This is a genomic window from Chromobacterium sp. CCUG 76385 (assembly GCF_059916625.1).
On sequence record NZ_JAUCGU010000008.1, the window covers coordinates 96,058 to 118,884 of the forward strand.

The 22,827-nt window shown below is 62.7% G+C and carries 23 protein-coding genes; 5 read left to right on the forward strand and 18 right to left on the reverse strand.

All coding sequences use genetic code 11. The features are described 5' to 3' along the window. Positions 1–34: 34 nt before the first annotated feature. On the forward strand, positions 35–1,447 hold the full coding sequence (locus QUG01_RS07900) for a cytochrome P450 (RefSeq protein ID WP_500829645.1): 1,413 nt from the start codon (positions 35–37) through the stop codon (positions 1,445–1,447). A gap of 34 nt (positions 1,448–1,481) precedes the next feature. On the opposite strand, the gene QUG01_RS07905 is transcribed toward QUG01_RS07900, so the two are convergent. The 7 genes from QUG01_RS07905 to QUG01_RS07935 form a co-directional block, all read right to left on the reverse strand. Further along, complete coding sequence (locus QUG01_RS07905; protein ID WP_500829646.1) at positions 1,482–2,450, reverse strand: diguanylate cyclase domain-containing protein; 969 nt, start codon at positions 2,448–2,450, stop codon at positions 1,482–1,484. A gap of 221 nt (positions 2,451–2,671) precedes the next feature. Further along, a complete protein-coding gene (locus QUG01_RS07910; RefSeq protein WP_500829647.1) occupies positions 2,672–2,851 on the reverse strand; it encodes a hypothetical protein in 180 nt (59 codons plus the stop codon). Between the two features lie 501 nt (positions 2,852–3,352). Then, on the reverse strand, positions 3,353–6,430 hold the full coding sequence (locus QUG01_RS07915) for an ATP-binding protein (protein WP_500829648.1): 3,078 nt from the start codon (positions 6,428–6,430) through the stop codon (positions 3,353–3,355). 3 nt (positions 6,431–6,433) lie between these two features. Continuing rightward, entirely contained in the window at positions 6,434–7,336 is a 903-nt protein-coding gene (locus tag QUG01_RS07920; protein ID WP_500829649.1) for a transglycosylase SLT domain-containing protein, read from the reverse strand. A 25-nt stretch (positions 7,337–7,361) separates the two neighbouring features. Continuing rightward, a complete protein-coding gene (locus QUG01_RS07925; protein WP_500829650.1) occupies positions 7,362–8,270 on the reverse strand; it encodes a type 2 periplasmic-binding domain-containing protein in 909 nt (302 codons plus the stop codon). Between the two features lie 32 nt (positions 8,271–8,302). Continuing rightward, positions 8,303–8,674 carry a response regulator gene (locus QUG01_RS07930; protein WP_500829651.1) on the reverse strand — a complete coding sequence of 124 codons (372 nt, stop codon included), beginning with the start codon at positions 8,672–8,674 and terminating at the stop codon, positions 8,303–8,305. Positions 8,675–8,700: 26 nt separating this feature from the next. After that, positions 8,701–9,633 (reverse strand): GGDEF domain-containing protein, encoded by a 933-nt coding sequence (locus QUG01_RS07935; protein ID WP_500829652.1) that lies wholly within the window; start codon positions 9,631–9,633, stop codon positions 8,701–8,703. A 265-nt stretch (positions 9,634–9,898) separates the two neighbouring features. Between QUG01_RS07935 and QUG01_RS07940 the strand changes: the two genes are divergently transcribed. After that, complete coding sequence (locus QUG01_RS07940; RefSeq protein WP_500829653.1) at positions 9,899–10,219, forward strand: hypothetical protein; 321 nt, start codon at positions 9,899–9,901, stop codon at positions 10,217–10,219. A 111-nt stretch (positions 10,220–10,330) separates the two neighbouring features. Then, on the forward strand, positions 10,331–11,536 hold the full coding sequence (locus QUG01_RS07945) for an MFS transporter (RefSeq protein ID WP_500829654.1): 1,206 nt from the start codon (positions 10,331–10,333) through the stop codon (positions 11,534–11,536). 268 nt (positions 11,537–11,804) lie between these two features. Here the strand turns inward: QUG01_RS07945 and trpE are convergent, their stop codons facing one another. The 4 genes from trpE to rpe form a co-directional block, all read right to left on the reverse strand. Next, positions 11,805–13,271: an anthranilate synthase component I gene (trpE, locus tag QUG01_RS07950; RefSeq protein WP_500829655.1), complete on the reverse strand. Its 1,467-nt coding sequence runs from the start codon at positions 13,269–13,271 to the stop codon at positions 11,805–11,807. A gap of 130 nt (positions 13,272–13,401) precedes the next feature. After that, positions 13,402–14,070 carry a phosphoglycolate phosphatase gene (locus QUG01_RS07955; protein WP_500829656.1) on the reverse strand — a complete coding sequence of 223 codons (669 nt, stop codon included), beginning with the start codon at positions 14,068–14,070 and terminating at the stop codon, positions 13,402–13,404. A 59-nt stretch (positions 14,071–14,129) separates the two neighbouring features. After that, entirely contained in the window at positions 14,130–14,882 is a 753-nt protein-coding gene (locus tag QUG01_RS07960; RefSeq protein WP_500829657.1) for an SDR family oxidoreductase, read from the reverse strand. 40 nt (positions 14,883–14,922) lie between these two features. Beyond that, positions 14,923–15,606, reverse strand: a complete 684-nt coding sequence (gene rpe / locus QUG01_RS07965; RefSeq protein ID WP_500829658.1) for a ribulose-phosphate 3-epimerase — start codon at positions 15,604–15,606, stop codon at positions 14,923–14,925. A 103-nt stretch (positions 15,607–15,709) separates the two neighbouring features. Between rpe and apaG the strand changes: the two genes are divergently transcribed. Beyond that, a complete protein-coding gene (apaG, locus tag QUG01_RS07970) occupies positions 15,710–16,090 on the forward strand; it encodes a Co2+/Mg2+ efflux facilitator ApaG/CorD (RefSeq protein WP_071108910.1) in 381 nt (126 codons plus the stop codon). Positions 16,091–16,261: 171 nt separating this feature from the next. Then, the gene (locus tag QUG01_RS07975; protein ID WP_500829659.1) at positions 16,262–18,049 is read left to right on the forward strand and encodes an ABCB family ABC transporter ATP-binding protein/permease; all 1,788 of its coding nucleotides are present in this window, start codon (positions 16,262–16,264) and stop codon (positions 18,047–18,049) included. Positions 18,050–18,252: 203 nt separating this feature from the next. Here QUG01_RS07975 and QUG01_RS07980 read toward each other — a convergent pair whose 3' ends face one another. The 7 genes from QUG01_RS07980 to QUG01_RS08010 form a co-directional block, all read right to left on the reverse strand. Next, complete coding sequence (locus tag QUG01_RS07980; RefSeq protein ID WP_500829660.1) at positions 18,253–18,870, reverse strand: nucleotidyltransferase family protein; 618 nt, start codon at positions 18,868–18,870, stop codon at positions 18,253–18,255. Beyond that, positions 18,867–19,265 carry a VOC family protein gene (locus QUG01_RS07985; protein WP_043628080.1) on the reverse strand — a complete coding sequence of 133 codons (399 nt, stop codon included), beginning with the start codon at positions 19,263–19,265 and terminating at the stop codon, positions 18,867–18,869. Before QUG01_RS07985 ends, QUG01_RS07980 begins: the two co-directional genes overlap by 4 nt. Positions 19,266–19,318: 53 nt before the next feature. Next, positions 19,319–19,720 carry a hypothetical protein gene (locus QUG01_RS07990; protein WP_500829661.1) on the reverse strand — a complete coding sequence of 134 codons (402 nt, stop codon included), beginning with the start codon at positions 19,718–19,720 and terminating at the stop codon, positions 19,319–19,321. 53 nt (positions 19,721–19,773) lie between these two features. After that, positions 19,774–20,496, reverse strand: a complete 723-nt coding sequence (locus tag QUG01_RS07995; RefSeq protein ID WP_500829662.1) for a metallophosphoesterase — start codon at positions 20,494–20,496, stop codon at positions 19,774–19,776. A 23-nt stretch (positions 20,497–20,519) separates the two neighbouring features. Next, positions 20,520–21,173, reverse strand: a complete 654-nt coding sequence (locus QUG01_RS08000; RefSeq protein WP_500829663.1) for an HD domain-containing protein — start codon at positions 21,171–21,173, stop codon at positions 20,520–20,522. Positions 21,174–21,251: 78 nt separating this feature from the next. Next, complete coding sequence (locus QUG01_RS08005; RefSeq protein WP_500829664.1) at positions 21,252–22,097, reverse strand: GNAT family N-acetyltransferase; 846 nt, start codon at positions 22,095–22,097, stop codon at positions 21,252–21,254. Further along, on the reverse strand, positions 22,094–22,702 hold the full coding sequence (locus QUG01_RS08010; RefSeq protein WP_500829665.1) for a type 1 glutamine amidotransferase family protein: 609 nt from the start codon (positions 22,700–22,702) through the stop codon (positions 22,094–22,096). Before QUG01_RS08010 ends, QUG01_RS08005 begins: the two co-directional genes overlap by 4 nt. Between the last annotated feature and the right edge of the window lie 125 nt (positions 22,703–22,827).

Here is a 22,827-nt window from a genome sequence, read left to right on the forward strand (position 1 = left end):
CACGGTCTGCAACAGGAATGATATGATTTTGCCCATGAAAACGTCATCCGATTCCTCCTGCCCGTTTCATGCCGGCGGTCAGCCGCCTGTTCCCACTCAGCATCCGATTGGCCGCTGGCCGCCCGGGCCTAGGTCAGGCTTGACCGGCTGGGGGCTGCTTGGGCAGATGTCGCGCGATTTGATGGGCACCCTGGCGGCTTGGCAGCGCGAGTTTGGCGACTTGGTGCATGTGCGGACTTGGCCCGAGCATCAAATCATTGTGGCCTATCCGCAGTTGGCGCGGGAGCTGCTGGTCAATCAGGCCGATGCGCTGCAGCGCTGGGAACGCGCCTTGAGCGTGTACCGGCGGGTGCATGGCCATAGCGTGCTGATTGCGGAAGGCCAGGCCTGGCGCGATAAGCGGCAGGCTCTGCAGCCTGATTTCACGCGCAAATCCGTCCAGGCTTTTTCGCCGTCGATTGTCGAGGCGGCGCGCCTTGCTTTCGCGCAATGGCCGGCGGGCGACAAGGCCTGGCCCATCGAGAGCGAACTGACGTCGCTGACGATGGAGGTGATTCTCCGCATGATGTTCTCCAGCGGCATGGGCGATGAGGCCCTGCAGGCGGAGGAGGCGGTGCATACCTTGATGGTGGCCTCCACCGCCGAGTTATGGCGGCCGGCCAGTTTGCCGGATTGGGTGCCGTGGCAGCATAAAAGACGCCGCGCGCGCCTGCTGCTGAATGGATTGATCGAACGGCACTTGCAGGCCCGGCTGGCTATGCCGCAGGATGCCTGGCCGGATGACCTGCTGGGCCGGCTGCTGCACCTGCATCGACAGCACCCGCAAGACTGGCCTTTGCAAGCGGTGCGGGATGAATGCAAGACGGCTTTTCTGGCTGGACATGAAACCGTTGCCGCCTCCTTGGTCTGGTGGTCATGGAGCATGGCTGCCCACCCGGAAATTCAGGAGCGGGCTCGCGCAGAGGCGCGGGCGGCCTGGCCTGGCGCGGAAGACGACGCGGTGGAGATGTCCGCTTTGCAATACGTGAGCCAGACGCTTCTGGAGTCCATGCGCTTGCATCCGGCAGTGCCGTTGCTGATGAGCCGGCGCGCAGTCAAGCCGGTAACGCTGGGGGCGTGGACTTTCCCGGCCAGAACGGTCTTTATGGTGCCTATGCAATTGATGCAGCATGACGCGCGCTGGTTTCCGGAGCCGCTGGCCTATCGCCCGGAGCGATTCGATCCGGATGCGGCCAAGCCGCCGCAGGGGGCTTACCTCCCCTTTGGCGGCGGGCCGCGCGTGTGTCTTGGCCAACATCTGGCTTTGGCGGAGATGACGCTGGTGGCGGCGCAGCTATTGCGTCGTTACCGACTGTCCATACCCGATGGCGCTTTGCCGCCGAAGCCCGTGTTTCATGTATCGCAGCGGCCTGATCAACCCTTGAGACTGCGTATCGAGCGGGTGTGAGGGACGCGATGCCTGCGCGGCGGCGACTGCGCATTCATGCTTGCTGGCGATGGTAGACGATGCGATTTCCGCCTTGAGCCTTGGCGCGATACATCGCCATATCGGCCAGGGCCAGCAGGGTGTCGGCCGTGGCGGCGTCGGCTGGATACATCGCCACGCCTATGCTGGCGGCGGGAAATGCCACGGTGTGCTCAAGGGCGATGGGTTGGCAGGTTGCCTGCATGATGCGCTCGAGAATTTGAGGGCACTCCTCGGCTTGCTTCATTCCCCACAATAACAATACAAATTCATCGCCGCCCAATCTGGCGATGGTGTCGCCATTCCTCAAACTGGAGCTGATGCGCATGGCGACCTGTTGCAGCACGGTGTCGCCGCTTTGATGGCCATAAAGGTCATTGATGCTTTTGAAATGATCCAGATCCAGAAAGCAGATCGCCAAAGTTGTGTCGGTTCGATCAGCTTGCGAGATGGCCTGCAGCAGGCGGTCGCTGAACAGTAGGCGGTTGGGCAAACCGGTTAAAGGGTCGATATTGGCGTTTTTTTCCAGCGCTTCCAGATGAAGTTTTTGTTGTGTGATGTCTTCCATAATGCCGACGTAGTGCGATACATCGCCATGCGCGTCGCATCCGACGGAAATATTAAGCCTGACGGCGTATAAAGCGCCGCAAGCATGACGATTCCACACTTCGCCCTGCCACTGTCCTTGCTGCTGGATGGCTCGCCAAATGTTTTCGTAAAATTCTTTGTCGTGGAGTCCTGAGGAAAAGATCCGTGGCGTTTTTCCTAGCAGGATCGAGCGCTCAAAACCGGTGATTTTGCAAAGCGTGGGATTGACTTCGAGTATCCGCTGATTCAAGTCGGTGATGCATACGCCTTCGCTGGCATTATGAAATAGCGAGTCTGCCAACCTTAGCCGGCTTTGCATGGACCATTTGCCGGTGGTGGATTCGTCATCCTCCTCCGGGCTGTGGACTTTTGCCAAGGCATCGGCTGATAAATTCATTATCATTCCTTGATGGGGCATATTTGTTGGCGGAGCTGTCGTCCAGGACATTCTCGCCAATCAAGGATTTAATCATTTATCCAAACTCGATAATGTGCAATTATAAAATTTACTTAAGTATTTTCATTTTGAAAATTTCAAGATAAATCCTATTTGTATGCTAAGTCATTCCCTTGAGCCGCTGTTAACGCGCTGCTTGTCTGGCCTGAGCGACGGTTTGCTTAAATTGCCGTAACAAAGGAGTCGCCTTGATAGCTTGCTGTGGCAATGCCGTAGGCCGAGCGGAAAGTCACCAGAAAACGGCGGCCAATTTGTTTGATGGACAGTACTTCAAACAAGACAGTGGAGTTGTCCAAATGCTGGGTGATTTTGTCGCCCTGTTTTAATTCTTGGATTTTCATTTTATGTTTCCTGAAGCCCATGTTGGTGGGCTTTGATAATGATCCTCGCTAAAAGCATGGCGGGAAATGCCATGGCTGTGGCTTATGGAATGAGCTTCCACGTGGGATCGTAAAGTGGTCCCTTGCTGCTTCAATCTATCTTTGGATAATCGATGTGCTGTCGCTGCGTCATCTCGTTTTTGTAACGGAGGCTGAGGCGACATTGGATTGCAGCAAGTGCTGAGCCAGCTGCTGCATGAAAGACAAGACATGGCGACGAGATTATTAACAATCGCAGCGCCATTATTGTTTTGATAGAATTTCAAACGAAATTCACAGGCAGGAACAAGGCAGGTATCTTCGCCCGGCGACAGACTTATTAAGAGCAATATGTCGTTGGACTGTGCGTGAGACTTTTCTGATGAATCGACTCCACGATGAACCGATTATCTAGTGAAAATTTTCATTTGTCAAGTTTGTTGCGCCGGAGATGGCGGCGCGGCATAACGCAGCGTTGCTTTGTTACGCGGCCAGCGGCAGGCAGAACACGATGAAACGCCCGGCCGCGCCATGGCCGCAGATGCCTTGGCATTCCCCATGGTTGAAGCGGCTGCGCGCTTCGCCATGGATCACCTCCGGCGTGCCCATGTCGACATGGCGGGAGAGGTGGGTCAGGTACGGCGTGATCTTGCCGACGATGGTATTGGCGATTTCCGCGCCCACGCTGTCGGCGAGTCCGGCGATCTCCTCGTCCGCGCAGTCCGGCTCAAAGCGCCGCGTCATTTCCAACAGCAGCGGACGGTCAACGGAAATGCCCATGGCGATGCCGACGCCGCTGCGCAAGGGCACCATGGCGGTGAATTCCAGCAGGTCCGCGGCGGCGAGTTGACGGCTGTCGCCATCCAGCGCCACGGCCATGTCCAAATGGCCGCGGCAAAAGTCCGCGGTAAGCTGCGCAAGCGCTTGCAGCAGCTCGCCGCCGGCGCCGGCCGACCGCGGGGGACGCTGCGGCTGCAGCGCAGCTTCATAGGGCAGGATGAAGCTCATGCGGGTGCCTTGGCCTATGGAGGATTCAATGCGTAGTTCGCCGCCCAGGCGCAGCAGCGCCTGGTACGCGGCGGACAGGCCCACGCCGCGGCCGGATACGGCGTTGGCAGCGGAGGCCGTGGACAATCCATCCGCAAGCACCAGCCTCAGCGCTTCGTGATCGTTCATATTGCTGGCGTCGGCGATGCTGACCACGCCCTTGTCGATGGCGACGGCGCGCACTGCGGCCGGATCCATGCCTTGCCCGTCATCCGAAATGGCTATCGTCAGCGTTTCTGCCGATGCCGAGATGTGGCAGCGTATGGCGGCAAGTTCGCTTTTATCGGCCAGCAGGCGGGTATCGGCGTCTTCTATGCCGTGGTCAACCGCATTGCGGAACACATGGATCAGCGTTTTGCAGAATGCGCCGTAGCGCAGCGGGTCCACCAAGGGGTCGTCGCCCTCGCACGCCAGCGGGGCCAATGGCTTGCTTTGCCGCAAGGCGAGCTGCTCCGCGGCCTTGAAATGCGGCGCGATCATCCGGCTGATAGGCACGAAGCGCAATTGCCGGACCAGCGCGGCCAGGCGGGAGTCTGGCCCGCAGGTCTGGCGCACCTCGGCTTCCAGATCGTCCAGAACCGGAGCGGGCACCTGGATCAGACGCTCTGCATCAAGGTAGTCGGCGCCGAGTTTTTCACGCAGCACGGCCAAGTCCGCCTCCAGCGCCGCGCCCAGATCGGTCTGGCCTAGGGCGAGCTTGATGTCGTTGAAGTCCGTTTCCCGCTCCCGCAACGGACTCAGGCGGGACTCCAGCTCATGCAGGGCGCGCGGCAGCGTGGGAAGACAGGCCTGGGCGAACAAGCCTTTGAAGGTATGGACGCGGCGAAACAGCTCGGCGAGCAAGGCCTTGGCGTCGGGCTGGAAATTGAGCAGATTGGGCAGCGCGCAGCGTCGGAAGTCATCGAAGTCGCGCAGCATTTCCAGCAGGTCATCGCGATTTTCCAGCGCGTTGACGATGAAGGCCAGCCGCAATTGCTCGCTGGCCAAACGAGCTTGCAGCTTTTTCTGGGCGCTGACGTCAGTGAGGATCAGCATCATCTGATCGCCGCTCAGCAAACGGTATTCCGCTCGGAGAAATTGCTCGCCCAACTGATATTCCGCAGGCAATAGATTGAGATAGGCGTCGCGGCGCAGATCGTTGCCTGCGCTGTCTAAGGCCAGGCGCAAGGTCTTGGCGACGAATTCCCGCTGTCCGGCGTCGTCAGGCGCCAGCAGCTCGGGCAGCGGCAAGCCCTGGATTTCGCAGCCGAAGATGCGGGTGCATTCGCGGCTGTAGCCTGGGTGGACAGTTAAATCTGCGCCGAAGGACAAGAAGCCCTGCCCGGAGTTATCCAGCAATCGGGCGACTTCTTCGCTCTTTTGCAACAAATCGCGCGTGCGTCGCCGCACGCGAGACTCCAACGCCTCGACCTGGCCGGCCAGCGCTTGGCGGCTGGATTCCAGGCTCTGCGCCAACTGGCCTATCTCGTCCTCGCTGGCGCAGACAATCGGGTCGGTCAGATTGCCTTGTTTCAGCGCCAGCGCGGCGCGGGCCAGATCGAGTATCGGTTTGGTTAGCCGCTCCGAGTAGAGTATGGCGCCCAGCGTGCCGATGGCGAGAGCAAGCAGGCCAAACAGGCCTGAGTACAGAATCAGTTGGGCGACGGGTTCCCGAATGTCATCTCGGGAGGCTACGCCGATCAGGGTCAGCGGCCCGGCTTGCAGCGGGTGGCGGCGGATGACCAGCGAGCGGAACTGCTCGGGCAAATCGGCGGCGCGCCGCAGCTGTGACGTGACGGCATGGAAATCGGCAAGCGATTTCGCGTTGCCAACGATGCGGGAGGGGACCGCGATGCCGCCATTCGGCAGCGAGGCGGCGATGGCGACGAAACCATGGCCGCCGATATGCATCCTTTCGAACAATGCCCGCTGCACTTGGTCCAGGTCCAGCACCAGGGCGATGAATGCGCCCTGCAAGGCTGCGCCTTCCTTGAGCAGCGGGCGCTTGAGCACCAGGGCGTAGCGGTCCGATCCGCCATCCAGCCGCTTCAGGTTCAGGACCGAGACCCCGTCATCCGGCAGGCCGCGCAGCCAGCTCGCTACGGAGCGGCCCCCGGGGGAGGACTGGAGGGTGCCGCTGTCGTCATAGACCAGCTGATTGTTTCGCAGCAGCAGGATGTGCGCGATCCAAGGCTCGTGCGCTCGCGCGTTCGCAAAATAGTTGCGCAGGCTGGGCGCGAACACCGCCGCCAGGGCGGGATCGTTAAACATGGCTTCGGATAGCGGATTGGCGGCCCACAGGGTCAGATTCGATTCGCGCACGGCGAGGAAGTTGGACATCAAGGCGGCGCTCTGCTCCAAGCCTTGCGTCAGTTGGCGTTCCGATGCTTGGCGCAGCATGCTGGCCGCTGCCATGGCGATGACCAGCGTCAGCGCCCAGACGATGCCTACCACGATGAGGCAGGTCATCGCGATCAGTCGGGCGCGGATGGAATGGCGTAGCCGGGCGCGTAGCGCATGGATCAAGAAGGGCATGGCTTATTCGGTAGAATTCACCAGCGTGATCATTTTGTTCAGGCTCAGGCCATAGTAGCGAGTCCATATCCGATTCAGGTCGGAGTGTTCGAATTTTCGCTGTTGCGCGAAAAATTCCGCCACGGCTGCCTGCAGATCCTTGTCCTCCTTGCGCATGCCCCAGCCTATCTCGTCCTTGCCGCCCACCGGGAACGCCACATAGGCGTGTTTGAACTGATGGCGGGTGCTCCAGATCGCGATATCCGAATCCAGTAGCGTGAAATCCACTTGGCCATCGTCTACCGCGCGCAGGCTGTCTTCCACGCTCATCAATTGCAGGCGCACCGGATTGGCGCGGTAGCGAGATGCGTTCTGCTCCAGCAGCCAGGTGTAATAAGTGCTGTTCTTCAGGACCGCGGCGCGCCTGCCGGCCAATTGATCCGCGGACAGCAGCCTGCCTTGCTGCGAGGCGTGCGCCACCACCATCAGCCGGCTGGAGAACAAGGTGACAAAGTCCATTTTCTTCAGACGCCATGCATTCTTGGTCAATCGGTTGGGGAAGACGTCGCAGCTGCCATCGGCCAGCAGCTTGGGGGTGTAGCTGGCTTCACGGTCGGTTTGATCATGCTGGTTGAAGAACTGCTCATCCCATTCCACGCGCAGCGTTCTCAGCCGGATGGCTTTGCCCAGATGGCGGGAGAAGGTTTGCACTTCATCGTATACCGGTCCAGAGAAGTGGCAGTTTTCGCGGCAAGCGGGCGGTGCGGCGGTGGCGGCTGCGGGGTGAAAGGCTACGATGCAGGCGCGCAGCTCATGCGTCCTGACAATTTCCGCCAGCGATCGGGCCGGCGCGGGCGCCGACAAGCACAGCATGGCGAAGCATGCCGATACTGGCGGCAATTGGCTCAAGTGGAGGCGGCGTGCCATGGTGGTATTCTCGTCGCGCCCGCGCTCAGTGCACCGCCGCCACCAGCGCGATGAAGTCGGTCAGCGAGTGGCCGTGGTAACGCAGCCATATCCGGTTCAGCTCCGAATCGGGACGCTGGCGCTGCTCATCGAAGAATTTGGCCGCGGCGGCTTGCAAGTCCTTGTCGTCTTTGCGGAAGGCCCAGCCTATCTCGTCCTTGGGGCCCACCGGAAACGCCACGTAAGTGTTCTGCAATTGATGATGGGTATGCCAGATCGCCACATCGGCATCCATCAGCATGAAATCGACTTTTCCGCCATTGACCGCCTGCAGCGCTTCGTCCGAAGTCATCAACTCTATTTTGATCGGGTTGGCGGAGAAGGCGCTCCGGTTCTGCTCCTGCAGCCAAGTGTGGTAGGAGGTGTCCTTGGTGGCGGCGGCGCGCAGTCCGGCCAGTTGCGCGCTGCCATGCAGCCGTTCGCGCAGGCTGGCATTGGCGATCACCATCATGCGGCTGGGAAACATGGTGACGAAATCGAGCTTTTTCAGCCGCCAGGCTGTCTTGGTGAGGTGGTTGGGATAGAGGTCGCAAGCGCCCGAGGCCATCAATTGCGGGGTATAGCTGGCTTCCAGCTCGGTCTTGCCGGTCTTGTCGAAGAACTGTTCATCCCATCCCACGCGCAACGCCTTGATTCGCACGTCCTTGCCCAGGTAGTGCGTAAAAGCCAGCGCCTCTTCATAGACCGGGCCGGAAAAAACGCACTGTTCGCGGCAATCCTTGGGCGTGGCCTGCGCCACTGCGGGGTGAAGCGGCGCAATGCAGACTCTGAGCTGATGGGTTTTGAGGATGTCCGCCAGGGAGCGCGCCTGCGCGGGCATGGCCAGCAGGCAAACGGCCAGCAGCGCCGAGGCGCGACGCAGGGCGGCGGTAAGCAAGTCAACAGGCGGTTTCATGGGGCTATCCTCTGAGGGGCGCGGCGTCGTACTCAATCGTCCCGGAATACCTTGTTCAGCACATCCTCCACCTTGTCTTTCTCGATAGGTTTGCAGATGAAGTATTTGGCGCCGGCGGCGATGGCATCCACCACCGTACTTTCCTGACCATGGGCGGTAATGATGATGACCGGTCTGTCCGGTTGCTCATGCAGGATGTGGCGGGTGGCTTCCAGCCCGCCCATTTCCGGCATCTGAATGTCCATGGTGATGGCATCCGGCCGCAGCGATCTGGCTTTGTCTATCGCCTCCAAGCCGTTGGCGGCTGAGCCGACCACCCGATGGCCGAGGGATTCCAGAATCAGGCTCAGTCGTTTGACCACGGCCGGGGAGTCATCGACGATCAGGAAGCTTTTCTTGCGCATGCCTCGTTTCCAAAGATAGGGCCCGGCTAGGCCAAGGCTTCGACGCGATTGCGGCCATTGGCCTTCGCCAGATATAGCGCCTGGTCCGCGCGCGCCACCAGGTCCTTGATGTTTTCGTCCGGCCGGATCTGCGCGATGCCGAAACTGGCCGTCTTGTGGCCTACCGCGGGGAAGACGTAGGCGGAAATGGTCGCGCGCAGTTTCTCCGCCAATTGCGAGGCATTGTCCAGCCCGGTTTCCGGCAGGATGGCCAGGAACTCCTCGCCGCCCCAGCGGCCCAGCGTGTCGGTAGCGCGGATATTCGATTGCAGCAATCGGGCAAGATCGATCAGCACCGCGTCCCCTGCGGGGTGGCCATAGGTGTCGTTGACCTGCTTGAACTGGTCGCAGTCGGCCAGCAGTACCGAGAAAGGCTTGCCATAGCGGCGAAAGCGCTGGAATTCGCTGGTGATCACCTGATCCAGTTGATAGCGGTTGTACAGGCTGGTGAGCCGGTCCGTGCGAGCCGAGATTTCCAGTTCGCGATTTTTGAAGGCCAGCGTGGCATGGGCCTCGGTCAGATCTTTCTGCAGCCGCTTCAACGCGTTGATTTCGCTCAGTACGAATACGATCTTGGGCGATCCGTCTATCCAGGCGATCTGGCGCTGCTGGACGTGATACCAGTTTTCGGAGTCATCGTCGTAGTACTCCGATTGCAGAGGCGGCGCCGCCGCTTCGGCGCCATGCTGCTGGTTGTAGCTGATGAAATGCTGCGCCCCGCCGGCGCCGGAGAATTGCTCGGCGAAGCGGCGGCCCACGCAGTCTGCCCCCAGCGTGTCCCGCATGTATTGATTGGCGTAGACGATGGTGCCGTCGCCTTGATCCACCACGAAGATCAGGTTGGCAAGGTCATAGACGACGGTCAGCAGAAAACGGTCGAAGTCCTGCATGGCGAATTCCGAGTGAGTCCATGGGGCCATAGAACATGGCTTCACTATAGGCAACGGATCAAAAGTATGGCTGGGAAGCGCATCCACCGCTTGGCACGTAGCGAGCGAGGATAGGCATGGGCAATAGAGGGGTGATGAATGAGATATGCTCATGATTGAATGCTAAATGAGATTTTGTTGCATTAAAGTAACAACTCAAGAGGCAAGCGACCGGATTCGGACAGTTTTCTCCACAAGTTGTGCTTTTGCTTCTAGTATTAGACTTTGTTAATAATTGTTGCAAAAGTAAATTTGTATGAATAAGAAGACAGCGCCGTTCCTGATAACGGCACTCATCGTGGCATTGACGGCTTGTGGAGGAGGGGGGAGCGGCTCCGACTCCCGCCAAGACGGCGGGCTTGGCGCGGCCGTTTCTCAGCAGGGCATGCCGCCGTTTGCCGCCGCAGAGGCGGCGTCGGGGGAAATCGTTTGCATGGGCAATCGCTGCCAGTTGCCCAACGAAGCGATCGCTGCGCCGGGAGGCTCCATCTACCGATTTCACAACGCCTCGAACGATGAGCAGGAGCTGGTGGTGTCGGGCCTTGCGTCTGGAATGTGGCAGGCGGCTTTTGCATAAGTGAGTGGCGCGGGCGTGCCGGCAGCGAGCCGGGGCGTGCAGAGCCAAGTCGTGACATTTTCATGACGTTTGTTTAGTATTCGCCCACTCCCATCCCTACGCAAAGCTGTCATGTCCGAAGCAAAAAGCCTTACCTTGCCGGAGGCGTTGCCTGCTTCCAAAGAGGGTTTGCCCCGCCGCGCCATGTGGGCCGCCTGCGGCGCGCATGCCGTTCACGATGGCCTGACCGACCTGATCTATGTGCTGTTGCCGATCTGGCAGGCGCAGTTCGCCATCAGCTACGCCATGGTGGGACTGCTGCGCGGCAGCTATTCCGGCATGATGGCAGGCTTCCAGCTCTTGGCCAGCCGGCTGGCGCGGCGTTGGGGGCGCAAGCGGCTGCTGGTCGGCGGCACGGCCTTGGCCGGTGTCGCTTATCTGCTGGCCGGCCAGGCCGGCGGCTTGGCGATGTTGTTGCCGGCGCTGATGCTGGGCGGGCTAGGCGCCAGCGCGCAGCATCCGTTGGCGTCGTCGCTGGTGGCCGACAGCCATGAGGCCGGCGGCGGCGTCAAGCAAGCGCTGGCGCAGTACAACTTCGCCGGCGATGTCGGCAAGATGCTGATCCCTGCCGCGGCGGGGCTGTTGCTGACGGTGGCGAGCTGGCGGCTGAGCGTGATGCTGGCCGGCCTGTTGGGCCTGGCTGCGGCGGGCGCGCTATGGCGCTTGGTGCCGGCCACGCCGGGCGGCGCCTATAAGGAAAAACCGGGCAAGGCCGCTGGCCAGGGATCGGCCGGCGGGTTGCGCGCGCTGCTGGCTACCGGAGCCATCGATAGCGCGGTGCGCATGGGTTTTCTGACTTTCTTGCCTTTTGTATTGAAGAGCAAGGGGGCCGGCAGCGCCGGCATCGGCCTAGCCTTGTCGCTGCTGTTCGTTGGCGGGGCGTTCGGCAAACTGTTTTGCGGCTATCTGGGCGCGCGCATCGGCATGATGAAAACCGTGTGGCTGACCGAATCCATGACCTCGCTGCTGATCATGGCGGCGCTGGCCTTGCCGCTGGCGGGCGTGATGGCGATGCTGCCGCTGCTGGGCCTGGCGCTGAACGGCACTTCATCGGTGTTGTATGGCACGGTGGCGGAACTGGCTGGCGCCGGCCGGCGCGAGCACGCCTTCGCCTTGTTCTACACCGGCACCATAGGCGGCGGCGCGCTGTCGCCGGTGCTGTTCGGCCGCCTGGGCGACATGGCGGGTGTGCCTTCGGCCTTGCTGACCTTGGCGGCTATCCTGCTGCTGACCTTGCCGCTGTCGTGGCGGGTGCAGCGAGGATTGGACGCGCACTAGGGGTTGTTGACGTTTGGAGAGCGGTCGCGCCGGGATGCGTTTTGCGCCGAATCGAGGCGTTTCGCGCGCCGCATAGTCATTCTCTGCCAGCGCGGAACAACGAAGAGTCGGCGCGAAAGGCGCGCGGCCCTGCGGGTTTGGCGAAGCTCAAACGCGATCCACTCACCAAACGTCAACAGCCCCTAGGTTCTGTTGATTCGAAACCGGCGAAAACGAAAAACGCCTCCAGCCATTACGGCGGAGGCGTTTTTGCCTGCCTGGCAAGGCGTCAGGCATCCAGCCCATCGCGCACCATTTGCGCGGCGCGCAGCACGGCGCGGGCCTTGTTCTGCGTTTCCTGCCATTCCGATTGCGGCACCGAGTCGGCGACGATGCCGGCGCCGGACTGGACGTAGAGCATGCCATTTTTCAGCACCGCGGTGCGGATGGCGATGGCCAGGTCCATATCGCCGTTGAAGCCCAGGTAGCCCACGGCGCCGCCATAGATGCCGCGCTTGGTCGGTTCGAACTCGTCGATGATCTGCATCGCCCGCACCTTGGGCGCGCCGGACAGCGTGCCGGCCGGGAAGGTGGCCTTGATCACGTCGATATTGCTGATCTGTCTATCCACCGTGCCTTCCACATTGGACACGATGTGCATGACGTGGGAGTAGCGCTCGATGGCCATATTGTCGGTGATCTTCACCGTGCCGATGTCCGCCACGCGGCCGATGTCGTTGCGGCCCAAGTCCATCAGCATCACGTGCTCGGCGATTTCCTTCGGGTCCGCCAGCAGCTCGGCGGCCAGGGCCTCGTCCTGCTCGCGGGTCTGGCCGCGCGGGCGGGTGCCGGCGATGGGGCGCACCGTCACGGTTTCGCCGTCGCGGCGAACCAGGATTTCCGGCGACGCGCCCACCACGTGGAAATCGTCGAAGTGGTAGAAGAACATATACGGCGACGGGTTCAGATTGCGCAGCGCGCGGTACAGCGCGATGGGCGAGCCGCCAAACGGCTGCTGCATGCGCTGGGCCAGTACCACTTGCATGATGTCGCCATCGTGGATGTAGCGCTGACAGGCGGTGACGGCTTCCTTGAAGGCGTCTTCGCCGTATTCGGACATCGCTTCGCCGTTTCGGTCCAGCGGCAGCGACAGCGGAATGGCCAGCGGCTCGCGCAGCATCGCGCGCAGCTGAGCCAGCCGGGCTTGCGCTTTGGGTAGGGCGTTGGGGACTTCCGGATCGGCGTACACCACCAGATAGAGCTTGCCGGACAGATTGTCCACCACGGCGATTTCCTCGGATAGCATCAGCAGGATGTCCGGCGTGCCCACCGGGTCCGGCTTCTGGGTGTCCGCCAGCCGTTTTTCCACGTAGCGTATGGTGTCGTAGCCGAAATAACCGACCAGGCCGCCGGAGTAGCGCGGCAGGCCGGGCAGCTCGGGGATGCGGAAACGGTTCTGGAATTGTTCGATGAAGGCCAGCGGGTCGCCATCGTGGCGCTCGATCACCTTGTCGCCGCACTCCACCTGCACCCGGCGGCCATTGACGCGCAAGCGGGTGTCGGCCGGCAGGCCGACGATGGAGTAGCGGCCATGGCGCTCTCCGCCGACCACCGATTCCATCAGGTAGCTGTAGGGACGGTTGGCCAGTTTGAGATAGATGGACAGCGGGCTGTCCAGGTCGGCCAGCAACTCTTGGACGACGGGAATGCGGTTGTAGCCGGCGGCGGCCAGGCGATCAAAGTCTTGCGCGTGCATGGGATTCTTCCTTGAGGGTGTCAGTTGGGGCGCGGGCGTGCGAAGCGTAGTGCGGGCGACGCCATCGCCAGCTGGCGGGGCAGGGAAGAAAAGCCATGGATGCGTGCATTCCTTTTAGCGTTGAAGCGGATCAGTCATTCTTCATCAAATCGTATAGCTCGGCAATACTGCCCAGCGTCAGGTCCGCGCCCAGCGTGGCGGCGTCGGCATAACCGTAACGGACGGCGATGGCCGCGCTGCCTGCCGCGCGCGCGGCCGCCACGTCGTTGGCGGAGTCGCCCACCATGGCCAAGTCCTGCGGCGGGATGCCCAGCACCTGGCAGGCGTGCAGCAGCGGCAGGGCGGACGGTTTTTTCTCCGGCAGCGTGTCGCCGCCCAGGATCAGGCTGAAGTGGTCGCGCAGGCCCAGCTCTTCCACCAGCGGCACGGCCAGCCGTTCCGATTTATTGGTGATCAGCACCAGCGGCAACTGGCGCGCGCGCAACAGGGCGAGGCCGTCGCGCACGCCGGGATAGACGGTGGTGTGGTCGGTCAGGTGCTGGCGGTAGTGCTGGATGAAGTAGCGGTAGCCGCGCTCCCATTCCGGGCCGTCGGCCTCGGCGTGGCGCTCGTCGGTGATGGCGCGGTGCACCAGGCTGGCGATGCCGTCGCCGACATGGCTCTGAATGCGTTCGGCGGCGAGCGGCGGCAGGCCCAGGTGTTCGCGCATGGCGTTGGCGGCATTGGCCAGATCAGGGATGGAGTCGACCAGGGTGCCGTCCAGATCAAAGGCGACGGCTTGGATATGCTTGAGATTCATGTGCTTGCTTCGCAGGCCGCGGCCTGGCGGCCGCGGCGAAATGGTGATGGTAAAGGCGCTTACAGCTCGCGGATATCGACGACTTGCAGCTGGCCGAAGGCCGGGGAGACCAAGTAATCGACGATTTGGCGGGCGGCGGAGGCCGGCGCGGCCAGCGCGCCTTCGGCTTTGTAAGCGTCGAAACGGCCCTTTTGCGGGAACTGGGCTTCATCGCTGCCGCGGATATTGCCCTGCATGTCAGTGTCCACCACGCCCGGATACAGCGCGACGATTTGCGCCGGATTGGCTTTGTCCTGCTGTTCCAGCGCCACGCTGCGGCTGAAGTGGTCCAGCCCGGCCTTGGTGGTGCAGTACACGCTCCAGCCCGGATAGGCCTTGGCGGCGGCGCCGGACGAGATGTTCAGGATGCGGCGGCGGGCCGGCAGATGGTCCGTGGCCGATAGCAGCGCATTGGTGGCCAGCAGCGGCGCGGTGACGTTGATGGCAATCGCTTGCACCAGCTGATCGGTCGGATAATGGCCAGCCTGGGCGATGGGCGTCACCACGCCGGCGTTGTTGACCAGCGTGATCGTCGCGCATTCCGGCAGCGGCAGCTGCTGCAAAGCGGTATGGACCGCTGCGTTGACTTGCGCGGCATCGGACAGATCGGCGTTGATCGCCAGCAGGCGCTCCGGGTGGCGGCCGGCCAGGCCTTCCAGCGCCGGGCCGGCGTTGCGGGCGATGCCGACCACGAAGTAGCCGTCGTTCAGCAGCGCCTCGCAGATGGCGAAGCCCAGGCCGCGGGAGCCGCCGGTGACGATGAATGCGTGCATTGCTTAACCCCTTGATGATTGGAATGAAACGGCTGCGTACTTATCCTTGCACGCGAGCCAGTTCGGTGCGCATGGCGTCGATGACGGCCTTGTAGTCCTTCTGGCCGTAAATGGCGGAGCCGGCCACGAAGGTGTCGGCGCCGGCAGCCGCCACCTGGGCGATATTGTCTACCTTGATGCCGCCATCCACTTCCAGCCAGATTTCGCCGCCGTGCTTGGCGGTGTATTCGTCGATGCGCTGGCGCGCCAGCTTGATCTTCTCCAGCGCGTGCGGAATGAACGATTGTCCGCCAAAACCCGGGTTCACCGACATGATCAGAATCATGTCCAGCTTGTCCATCACGTGGTCCAGGCAGGACAGCGGCGTGGCAGGGTTGAACACCAGGCCAGCCTTGCAGCCCGCATCCTTGATCAAGCCCAGCGTGCGATCGATGTGCTCCGAGCCTTCGGGGTGGAAGGTGATGATGTCGGCGCCGGCCTTGGCGAAGGCGGCGGCCAGCGCATCCACCGGCTTCACCATCAGGTGGACGTCGATGGGCGCGCTGCTGTGCGGGCGGATGGCCTCGCAGAACATCGGGCCCATGGTCAGATTGGGGACGTAGTGGTTGTCCATCACGTCGAAGTGGATGATATCGGCGCCGGCGGCGATGACATCGCTGACTTCCTGGCCCAGACGGGCAAAATCGGCGGACAGAATGCTGGGGGCGATACGGAAAGTGCGCATGGCGAGGCTCTGGAACGAAAAACAAGGGATGCCGGGCATTCTACCGCGCCAAAAGCGCTTTGGCCGGATAAAATGAAAGACATATTGATCCGGAGGAGCCGAAATGGCCGAGAAAGTCTATCAAGTTGAAGTGGAGGCGGAGCCCCAGTACATCGCCGAACAGTCGAATATGGCCAACGACATCTATGTCTTCGGCTATCGCGTCCGCATCGTCAATACCGGCAGCGAGCCGGCCCAGCTGGTGAGCCGCCACTGGATCATCACCGACGCCAACCAGCAGGTGCAGGAAGTGCGCGGCATGGGGGTGGTGGGCGAGCAGCCGCACCTGGAGCCGGGCCAGGCTTTCGAGTACACCAGCGCCACTCATCTGAAGACGCCTTACGGCAGCATGAAGGGCAGCTACCAGATGGTGGCGGACGACGGCCAGCGCTTCGAGGCCGACATTCCGGAGATGACGCTAGTGGCGCCGCGGGTGCTGCATTAATCGCGTTTACAGGATGGGTCCTCGTCCTTGCGCGGCCAGGTCCACCAGACAATGAAGGAGGCGAGCGCCCCGGCGCCCAGTGCTTCCAGCAATAGAATCCACATGATGTCTGCCCCTTTGCGAGTGTAGCCTTTTCACTCTGGGCCAGACCCCAGCCACAGGCAAGCTTTTATGCGCATTACCCATACCGGCCCGGCGCCGACAGACCGCAACGACTGGCAGACCCTTAAAACGCTGTTTCCCTATTTATGGGCCTTCAAGTGGCGGGTGATGCTGGCGCTGGCTTGCATGGTGCTGGCCAAAGTGGCGGCGGTGACGGTGCCGCTGTATCTGAAGGACATCGTCGACCAGCTGTCGGTGCCGGCCACGCTGCTGGCCATCCCGGTGCTGGCCCTGACCGGCTACGGCGTCGCGCGGTTGCTGTCCGGCGTGCTGGGCGAGTTTCGCGACGCCATCTTCGCCCGCGTGATCCAGGGCGCGGTGCGCAGCGTGGCGCGCAATGTGTTCCGCCATCTATTCAGGCTGTCGCTGCGCTTTCATCTGGAGCGTCACACCGGCGGCATGAGCCGCGATATCGAGCGCGGCACCAAGGGCATAGGCTTTTTGCTGAACTTCACGGTGTTCAACATTCTGCCCACGCTGCTGGAAATCGCCATGGTCACCGGCATCCTGTTGCACCGCTATTCCTGGACTTTCGCTGTGGTGACGCTGGGCACCATCGCCATCTACATCGCGTTCACGTTGCTGGTCACGGAATGGCGCACCGTCTACCGCCGCACCATGAACGATCTGGACTCCAAGGCCAATTCCAAGGCGATAGACGCCTTGCTGAACTACGAAACGGTGAAGTACTTCAATAACGAGGAGTACGAATCCAAGCGCTACGACCGCAATCTGGAAGCCTGGGAGTCGTCGGCGATCAAGAATCAGGTGTCGCTGTCGCTGTTGAATGCCGGCCAGGCCGCCATCATCGCCGTCGGCGTCACCCTGGTGATGGTGCTGGCGGCGCGCGATGTGGTGGCGCACAAGATGACGGTGGGCGATGTGGTGCTGGTGGCGACCTTCATCACCCAGCTGTATGCGCCTTTGAATTTCCTGGGCTTCGTCTACCGCGAGATCAAGCATTCGCTGGCCGATATCGAGCGCATGTTCAAGCTCTTGGGCGTGAATCTGGAAGTTGCGGATGCGCCGGATGCGCAAACCCTGGACACCCGCAGCGCGACGGTCCGCTTCGAGCGCGTCGGTTTCGCCTATGAGTCCAAGCGGCAGATCCTGCACGATGTCGACTTCACCATCCCGGCCGGTCAGACGCTGGCGGTGGTCGGCGCCAGCGGCGCCGGCAAATCGACGCTGGCGCGGCTGATGTTCCGCTTCTATGACGTCAGCGCCGGCGCGGTGAAGATCAACGGCCAGGACATCCGCCAGCTGACGCAGGATTCGCTGCGCGCGCACATCGGCATCGTGCCGCAGGACACCGTGCTGTTCAATGACAGCGTCTATTACAACATTGCCTATGGCAAGCCCGGCGCGACGCGGGAGGAAATCATCGAGGCGGCCCGGTCGGCGCATATCCACGATTTTGTCAGCAGCCTGCCGGACGGCTACGACACCCTGGTGGGCGAGCGCGGGCTGAAGCTGTCCGGCGGCGAGAAGCAGCGCGTGGCCATCGCCCGCACCATCCTGAAAAACCCGCCCATTCTGATCTTCGACGAGGCCACCAGCGCGCTGGACTCGCGCACGGAAAAAGCCATCCAGCACGAACTGGCCGCCATCTCCGCCAACCGCACCACGCTGATCATCGCGCACCGGCTGTCCACCATCGTCAACGCCGACCGCATCCTGGTGCTGGATGCGGGCAGAGTGGTAGAGCAGGGCAACCACCGCGAGCTGCTGGAAAAAGGCGGCCGCTACGCCGAGATGTGGCGCTTGCAGCAGGAGCGGGAGGCCGTGGCGGAGTAGCGGGCGCTGTGGCAGGTCTAGGCTTTGGCGCGTTGTCGCGTCACGCGCGCAGGGTTGCCGCTTGGCGAGGGTCAACAGCCTCTTGCTTGTGGAAAACACGTTTTCGATGCGCCCCCGTACTTTCGGTTAACGTCGATTGCGGCATAGGAGTGGCTGGGCGCCAAGCAGCTGCTGGCAATTGGTGAGGACGCACTGTCGATGTGCTATGGCGTCGGCGGAGTGGAGGGTTCGGGATCGATCACTACATTGGGCCAGCGTTCCTGATAGCGTTTTTGCAAGGTCCGCTGGCGGTAGGTCTCCGCGCTGGCGCGCACAGGATTATGCCGGATTCGCATCTGAAGCAGATCTTGCAGGCCGTGCGGCGCGATGATGCGCAGCCGGTCTGCGTCGTCCAGATGGATGCCCACCGCTGTGGCGTACTCCGGCCAGGTGGCGATGGCCTCAGCCAGCGAGCTCAGCGGGGCGACGTCGTAGTCGAAATAACTGCCGAACCATAGATGGACTGCCGCCTGGTTGGTGACTTCCCATGGCAGGTCCGGCGCCATGCTTTGCAGCGCGGCCAGCAGTTCGTCATCGTGCTGTTGCGTGAGGTTCTCGGGGGCGAAGTAGGCGAGGTCGATATCGGCCAGCCTCGACGAAGCAGAATAACCGTGCAGGTGGTCCCATACTGCGTTGCGCAGCGCGCCGGCGCCTATGCACCATGACGCCAGGCCCAGGCTGCGCGCGATGCGCAAAGCATGCATCAGCCATGGCGTCTGGCGGACGATGTCGCGCAGGGCTTGTTCGTCAGGCCGCGCAGCGGCGTCGAGCGGAGGCCTCACACCGGGCTCTTGGCGTTCTGCAGCACAGTGCGGTAGCCGTCGTGGTCGATGAAGGTGGCGCCGTGGACGTCCCAGTAGGGATTGGCCGATGGCGTCTGAGCGAAGCCCGCCGCGCGCATGCAGGCGCAAGCCGCTTCCCATTCGGGATGATCCGGCAGATACAGCACCAACAGGTCTTCCTCCGTCGGGGCGGGCCTGACCGGATGACGGCGGCTGACGACGAATTCCAGATGGAAGCCGGCGCCGGGCAGGCCCAGCATCACGCCGTCGAAACCATCATGATCCTTGAAACTGCCCAGCAGCTGCAGATTCAAGCCCTCGCAATACATGGCTTTGCTCAGGCCCAGGCTGCTGACCGGGCGCGCGACGCGGAGGTGGGGAGTCTGCTTGTACATGGCGATGTCGGCGAGAGGTGGGGGTGTCCTCATCATGCCATGCGCTTGGAGATTCAGCCAGCCTTCCCGGCCTTGATCTGACGCATCTGCTCGATGACCAGGTCGCCTTGGCGCAGGGCCTGGCGCAGCGCATCCGCCTGCGGCAAATCGTCAAAGGCCAATGTCGGGTCCAGCGCGGCCAGCGCGCGGCGCGAGCAGGCGCACACTTCGGCCGCGGCGGTGAAATCGGCCGGGCCCATCACCTTGCCGTTGCGGATGCGGCGGTAGTAGGCGCGGGTGGAGTTCAGATATTGGGCGGCGGTTTCGCTGCCGTCCAGTCCGCCGGCGGCGGCCATGGTTTCCAGCAGGCTCACCAGCTGGCGGCAGGCTTGTTCGGCCTGGGCGAAGCGCTGTTCCTGCGCCCGCCTGTCTTGCTGGCCCGGCTTGTTTGCGTTTTTTTTCTTGGGCTCGGCCATGGTTTTTCCTTGCGTGGGAGAGCGCGCATTCTAGCGGCGCAGGCCGGCAGCGTCTAATGCAGTTGGAAGCGCGCCGCATGTTCCGCGCCGGCCGGCAGCGAGACTTCGACGAAATCGTCCAGGCAGAACAGCGTCAGTTTGCCGCCATAAACCGCGCCGGTGTCCAGGTGCATCACATTGTCGTAGCGGACGGCGTGGTCTTGCGGCGTGTGGCCAACCAGCAGCAGCGCCACGCCGTTGACGTGGCCGGCGCCGCGGTCGAACACGCGCTCGCGCGACCACAGCAGCGCATCGTAGTCTTCTGCGCTGGGGCAGTTGGCCGCCAGCCGCTCGGCCAGCGCGCTCCAGTCGTTGCCGGGGCAGTCGGCGTGGACCACGCCTATCTTGCCGACTTCGCTGTCTATCTCTATCGCCAGCGGCAATTGCGCGAGGGCGGCGACGCAGGCGTCGCGCTCCGCGGCCGGCATTTCGCTGAGCCAGCGCCCGCCGTTGCGCAGATGGCGGTCCAAGTCCTCCAGCGGATTGCGCATCGCGTCCAATGCCATTTGCTCATGGTTGCCGCGCACCGCGTGAAACCAGGGCTGGGCCAGCCATTCGCCGACTAGATGGCTGTCCGGTCCGCGATCCACCAGATCGCCCACCGAGATCAGCCGGTCGGTTTGCGGATTGAAGCCGATGGTTTTCATCAAGCGCCGCAACAGTTCGAAACAGCCATGCAGGTCGCCCACCACCCAGTCTCGTCCCGCGCGGTTGCGCGGAAGCTTCTTGATCATCATGGCGGCGACCGTCCTTTCTCGGCTTAGCGGGCCATCCAGTCCTGGCAGAACTCGTCGCGGAAGCTGAGCAGCCATTGCAGCTTGCGTTCCGCCAAGGCGCGTCCGGCCTCCGTTTGCATCATGCCCGGCAGCTTGGCGAGCTTGACATCGATATGGTCGATCGCCCAGGCCTGGTCGTCCAGGCCGCGGTGTTCGGCCAGCGGGTCCAGCGGGTGGGCCAGCGCGCGGCCCATGCGGCCGGAAACATAGAACATGCGGGCCAGCCCCACCGGGCCCAGCGCGTCCATGCGGTCGGCGTCCTGCACGATGCGGGCCTCCAGCGTGCGCGGTTCGATGGCGGCGGAATAGCTGTGCGCCTCGATGGCATGCGCGAGATTATCCAGCTGCGCCGGCGTCAGGCCGCTGTCCGCCAGCAATTGGCGCGCGCGCTCGGCAGACCAGTGCGAGGCCAGCTGGCGTTGCGGGTGGTTCTTCGGCAGGTTGACCAGATCGTGTAGATAACTGCCGGCCATCACCACGACGGGGTCGGCTTCCGGGTAATGCTGCAGCAGCTGGCGCGCCACCGCCCATACGCGGTGCAAGTGGCTCAGATCATGGGCGCCGTCGTTGTCCGGCGGTTGTTGTTCCAGCAGGGCGATCAGCCTCTGCTGCCATTCGTTTTGTAATTGCGGGTGCATCGGGAAACGCCTTGTTTGAGAGCCGCCGCGGCGGGGTGGCCATACTCTCATTTTAACATCGCCTTGGCCGGCCGCTTTTCAATCGTCGATTGTCTTGACGAGCTCCCATTGCGATAGCCGATAGCTGGCCTGGTGTTTCAGCAGCAGGCTGATCAGCGCCAGATCGCGGCTGTCGACATTGTTGAAACTCAGCCGTCCATCAGCCGCCAGCTGTTGCCCGGCGCGCAGCAGGCTGGCGGCCATGCCGCGCCGACGGCAGTCCGGCGCGACCTGCAGCTCCACCACCTCGCCATCGCGCGACATCAGCAGCGAGCCTTGGAGATCGCCATCGCGGCGAACCGTCAGCCAGCGCAGCGGCGGCTCGGCGCGCAGCAGCGATTCGCGGCGATTGGGCACGGCCGGCGGATAGGCCAGCGCATCGGCCGGCCATTCAGCGGTGTCGTGAACCGCATGGGCAGTGATGGGCCAGAATCCGCGCGCGGCGACGGGCTCGAGGATTTGATAGCAATCCAGCCGGCGCAGAGTGGAGAAGCCCAGCCGTTCATAAGCCCGTTGCGCGCGCGTGTTGCCGTCTATGACTTCCAGTCTTTGCTTATGAATGCCATGTTCGGCCAGCAACGCGGTCACCAAGGCCGCCATGTCGGTCAGCGCGTGGCGGCGGCGGCCGTCCGGCGCGACGCCGGCGGCGATGCAATAGCCTTCCCGCTGGCCGTCGATATCCGGCGTGGCGGTCAGCCAGAATCCCGCCAGCTTGCCGTCCAGCCAGGCGCCTGCGCTCAACTCCGGCTGCCAGCCGCGCCGCTTCAGCATGGCTGACATTTGTTCCAGCGTCGGCTGGGCGGGAATGATGTAGTCGCTGAAGGCGGCCAGAAAGCAGGGGTGCAAGTCGGTCGGGCTAAGCTGGGATAACGGTGCAATCTTCATGACAGCGCGGCTTCCGGCGTGGAGACGAGGGATAGGGCGCGCTCGACGTAGTCGCGCTCTTCGCCCACCGGCGCGACATACGAGAGCACCTCGCGCGCGCGCGCCTCGCCGGCCAGCCGCAGCAGCACCCAGGCCGCCAGGTATTGCGAGGCCAGACAGCCGCCGGCGGTGGCGATATTGCCAACCGCGCGGAAAGCGCCGGGCGCGACGGCGATCCCCAGCTGTTCCAGCATGGGGCGGGTCATGCCGTCGGTACAGGCGATGCCGTCTTCGAGCAGCCCCAGCTTATGCAGCACCAGCGCGCCGGAGCATTGCGAGCCTATCAGCTGGCGCGAAGGGTCCAGCCGCAGCTGGCTCATGATGGCGTCGTCGGCCACCCAGTCGCGGGTGCGCCAGCCGCTGCCGATCAGCACTGCGTCGGCTTGCGCGGCGTAGGACAAGTCTTCCTGGCGTTCGACGCGGGCGCCGGAGCGCGATTGCACAATCGGCGCCGGCGCGCAGATGCGCACCGTCCAGCCGTGCGGCGTCATCCGTCCCAGGATGCCGGAGGCGATGAAGGAATCCAGTTCGTTGAAACAGTCCAGCGTGACGATGGCGATCTGCATGGGGCGCGTGCCTGGCGGATGGGTAAAAAAAGATGATGTCCGCGTAATGGCGGCGGGTCAACGCGACGGCGATTGTCCGTAGGGAAAAGGGATGGCGAGTGGATAAAAACAAACACCCCGCCGGG

Bases quoted from the DNA above. Each gene is read 5' to 3' on its own strand.
- QUG01_RS07900 (WP_500829645.1), top strand. From the start codon at position 35: ATGAAAACGTCATCCGATTCCTCCTGCCCGTTTCATGCCGGCGGTCAG.
- QUG01_RS07905 (WP_500829646.1), bottom strand. From the start codon at position 2,450: ATGAATTTATCAGCCGATGCCTTGGCAAAAGTCCACAGCCCGGAGGAG.
- QUG01_RS07910 (WP_500829647.1), bottom strand. From the start codon at position 2,851: ATGAAAATCCAAGAATTAAAACAGGGCGACAAAATCACCCAGCATTTG.
- QUG01_RS07915 (WP_500829648.1), bottom strand. From the start codon at position 6,430: ATGCCCTTCTTGATCCATGCGCTACGCGCCCGGCTACGCCATTCCATC.
- QUG01_RS07920 (WP_500829649.1), bottom strand. From the start codon at position 7,336: ATGGCACGCCGCCTCCACTTGAGCCAATTGCCGCCAGTATCGGCATGC.
- QUG01_RS07925 (WP_500829650.1), bottom strand. From the start codon at position 8,270: ATGAAACCGCCTGTTGACTTGCTTACCGCCGCCCTGCGTCGCGCCTCG.
- QUG01_RS07930 (WP_500829651.1), bottom strand. From the start codon at position 8,674: ATGCGCAAGAAAAGCTTCCTGATCGTCGATGACTCCCCGGCCGTGGTC.
- QUG01_RS07935 (WP_500829652.1), bottom strand. From the start codon at position 9,633: ATGGCCCCATGGACTCACTCGGAATTCGCCATGCAGGACTTCGACCGT.
- QUG01_RS07940 (WP_500829653.1), top strand. From the start codon at position 9,899: ATGAATAAGAAGACAGCGCCGTTCCTGATAACGGCACTCATCGTGGCA.
- QUG01_RS07945 (WP_500829654.1), top strand. From the start codon at position 10,331: ATGTCCGAAGCAAAAAGCCTTACCTTGCCGGAGGCGTTGCCTGCTTCC.
- trpE (WP_500829655.1), bottom strand. From the start codon at position 13,271: ATGCACGCGCAAGACTTTGATCGCCTGGCCGCCGCCGGCTACAACCGC.
- QUG01_RS07955 (WP_500829656.1), bottom strand. From the start codon at position 14,070: ATGAATCTCAAGCATATCCAAGCCGTCGCCTTTGATCTGGACGGCACC.
- QUG01_RS07960 (WP_500829657.1), bottom strand. From the start codon at position 14,882: ATGCACGCATTCATCGTCACCGGCGGCTCCCGCGGCCTGGGCTTCGCC.
- rpe (WP_500829658.1), bottom strand. From the start codon at position 15,606: ATGCGCACTTTCCGTATCGCCCCCAGCATTCTGTCCGCCGATTTTGCC.
- apaG (WP_071108910.1), top strand. From the start codon at position 15,710: ATGGCCGAGAAAGTCTATCAAGTTGAAGTGGAGGCGGAGCCCCAGTAC.
- QUG01_RS07975 (WP_500829659.1), top strand. From the start codon at position 16,262: ATGCGCATTACCCATACCGGCCCGGCGCCGACAGACCGCAACGACTGG.
- QUG01_RS07985 (WP_043628080.1), bottom strand. From the start codon at position 19,265: ATGTACAAGCAGACTCCCCACCTCCGCGTCGCGCGCCCGGTCAGCAGC.
- QUG01_RS07990 (WP_500829661.1), bottom strand. From the start codon at position 19,720: ATGGCCGAGCCCAAGAAAAAAAACGCAAACAAGCCGGGCCAGCAAGAC.
- QUG01_RS07995 (WP_500829662.1), bottom strand. From the start codon at position 20,496: ATGATGATCAAGAAGCTTCCGCGCAACCGCGCGGGACGAGACTGGGTG.
- QUG01_RS08000 (WP_500829663.1), bottom strand. From the start codon at position 21,173: ATGCACCCGCAATTACAAAACGAATGGCAGCAGAGGCTGATCGCCCTG.
- QUG01_RS08005 (WP_500829664.1), bottom strand. From the start codon at position 22,097: ATGAAGATTGCACCGTTATCCCAGCTTAGCCCGACCGACTTGCACCCC.
- QUG01_RS08010 (WP_500829665.1), bottom strand. From the start codon at position 22,702: ATGCAGATCGCCATCGTCACGCTGGACTGTTTCAACGAACTGGATTCC.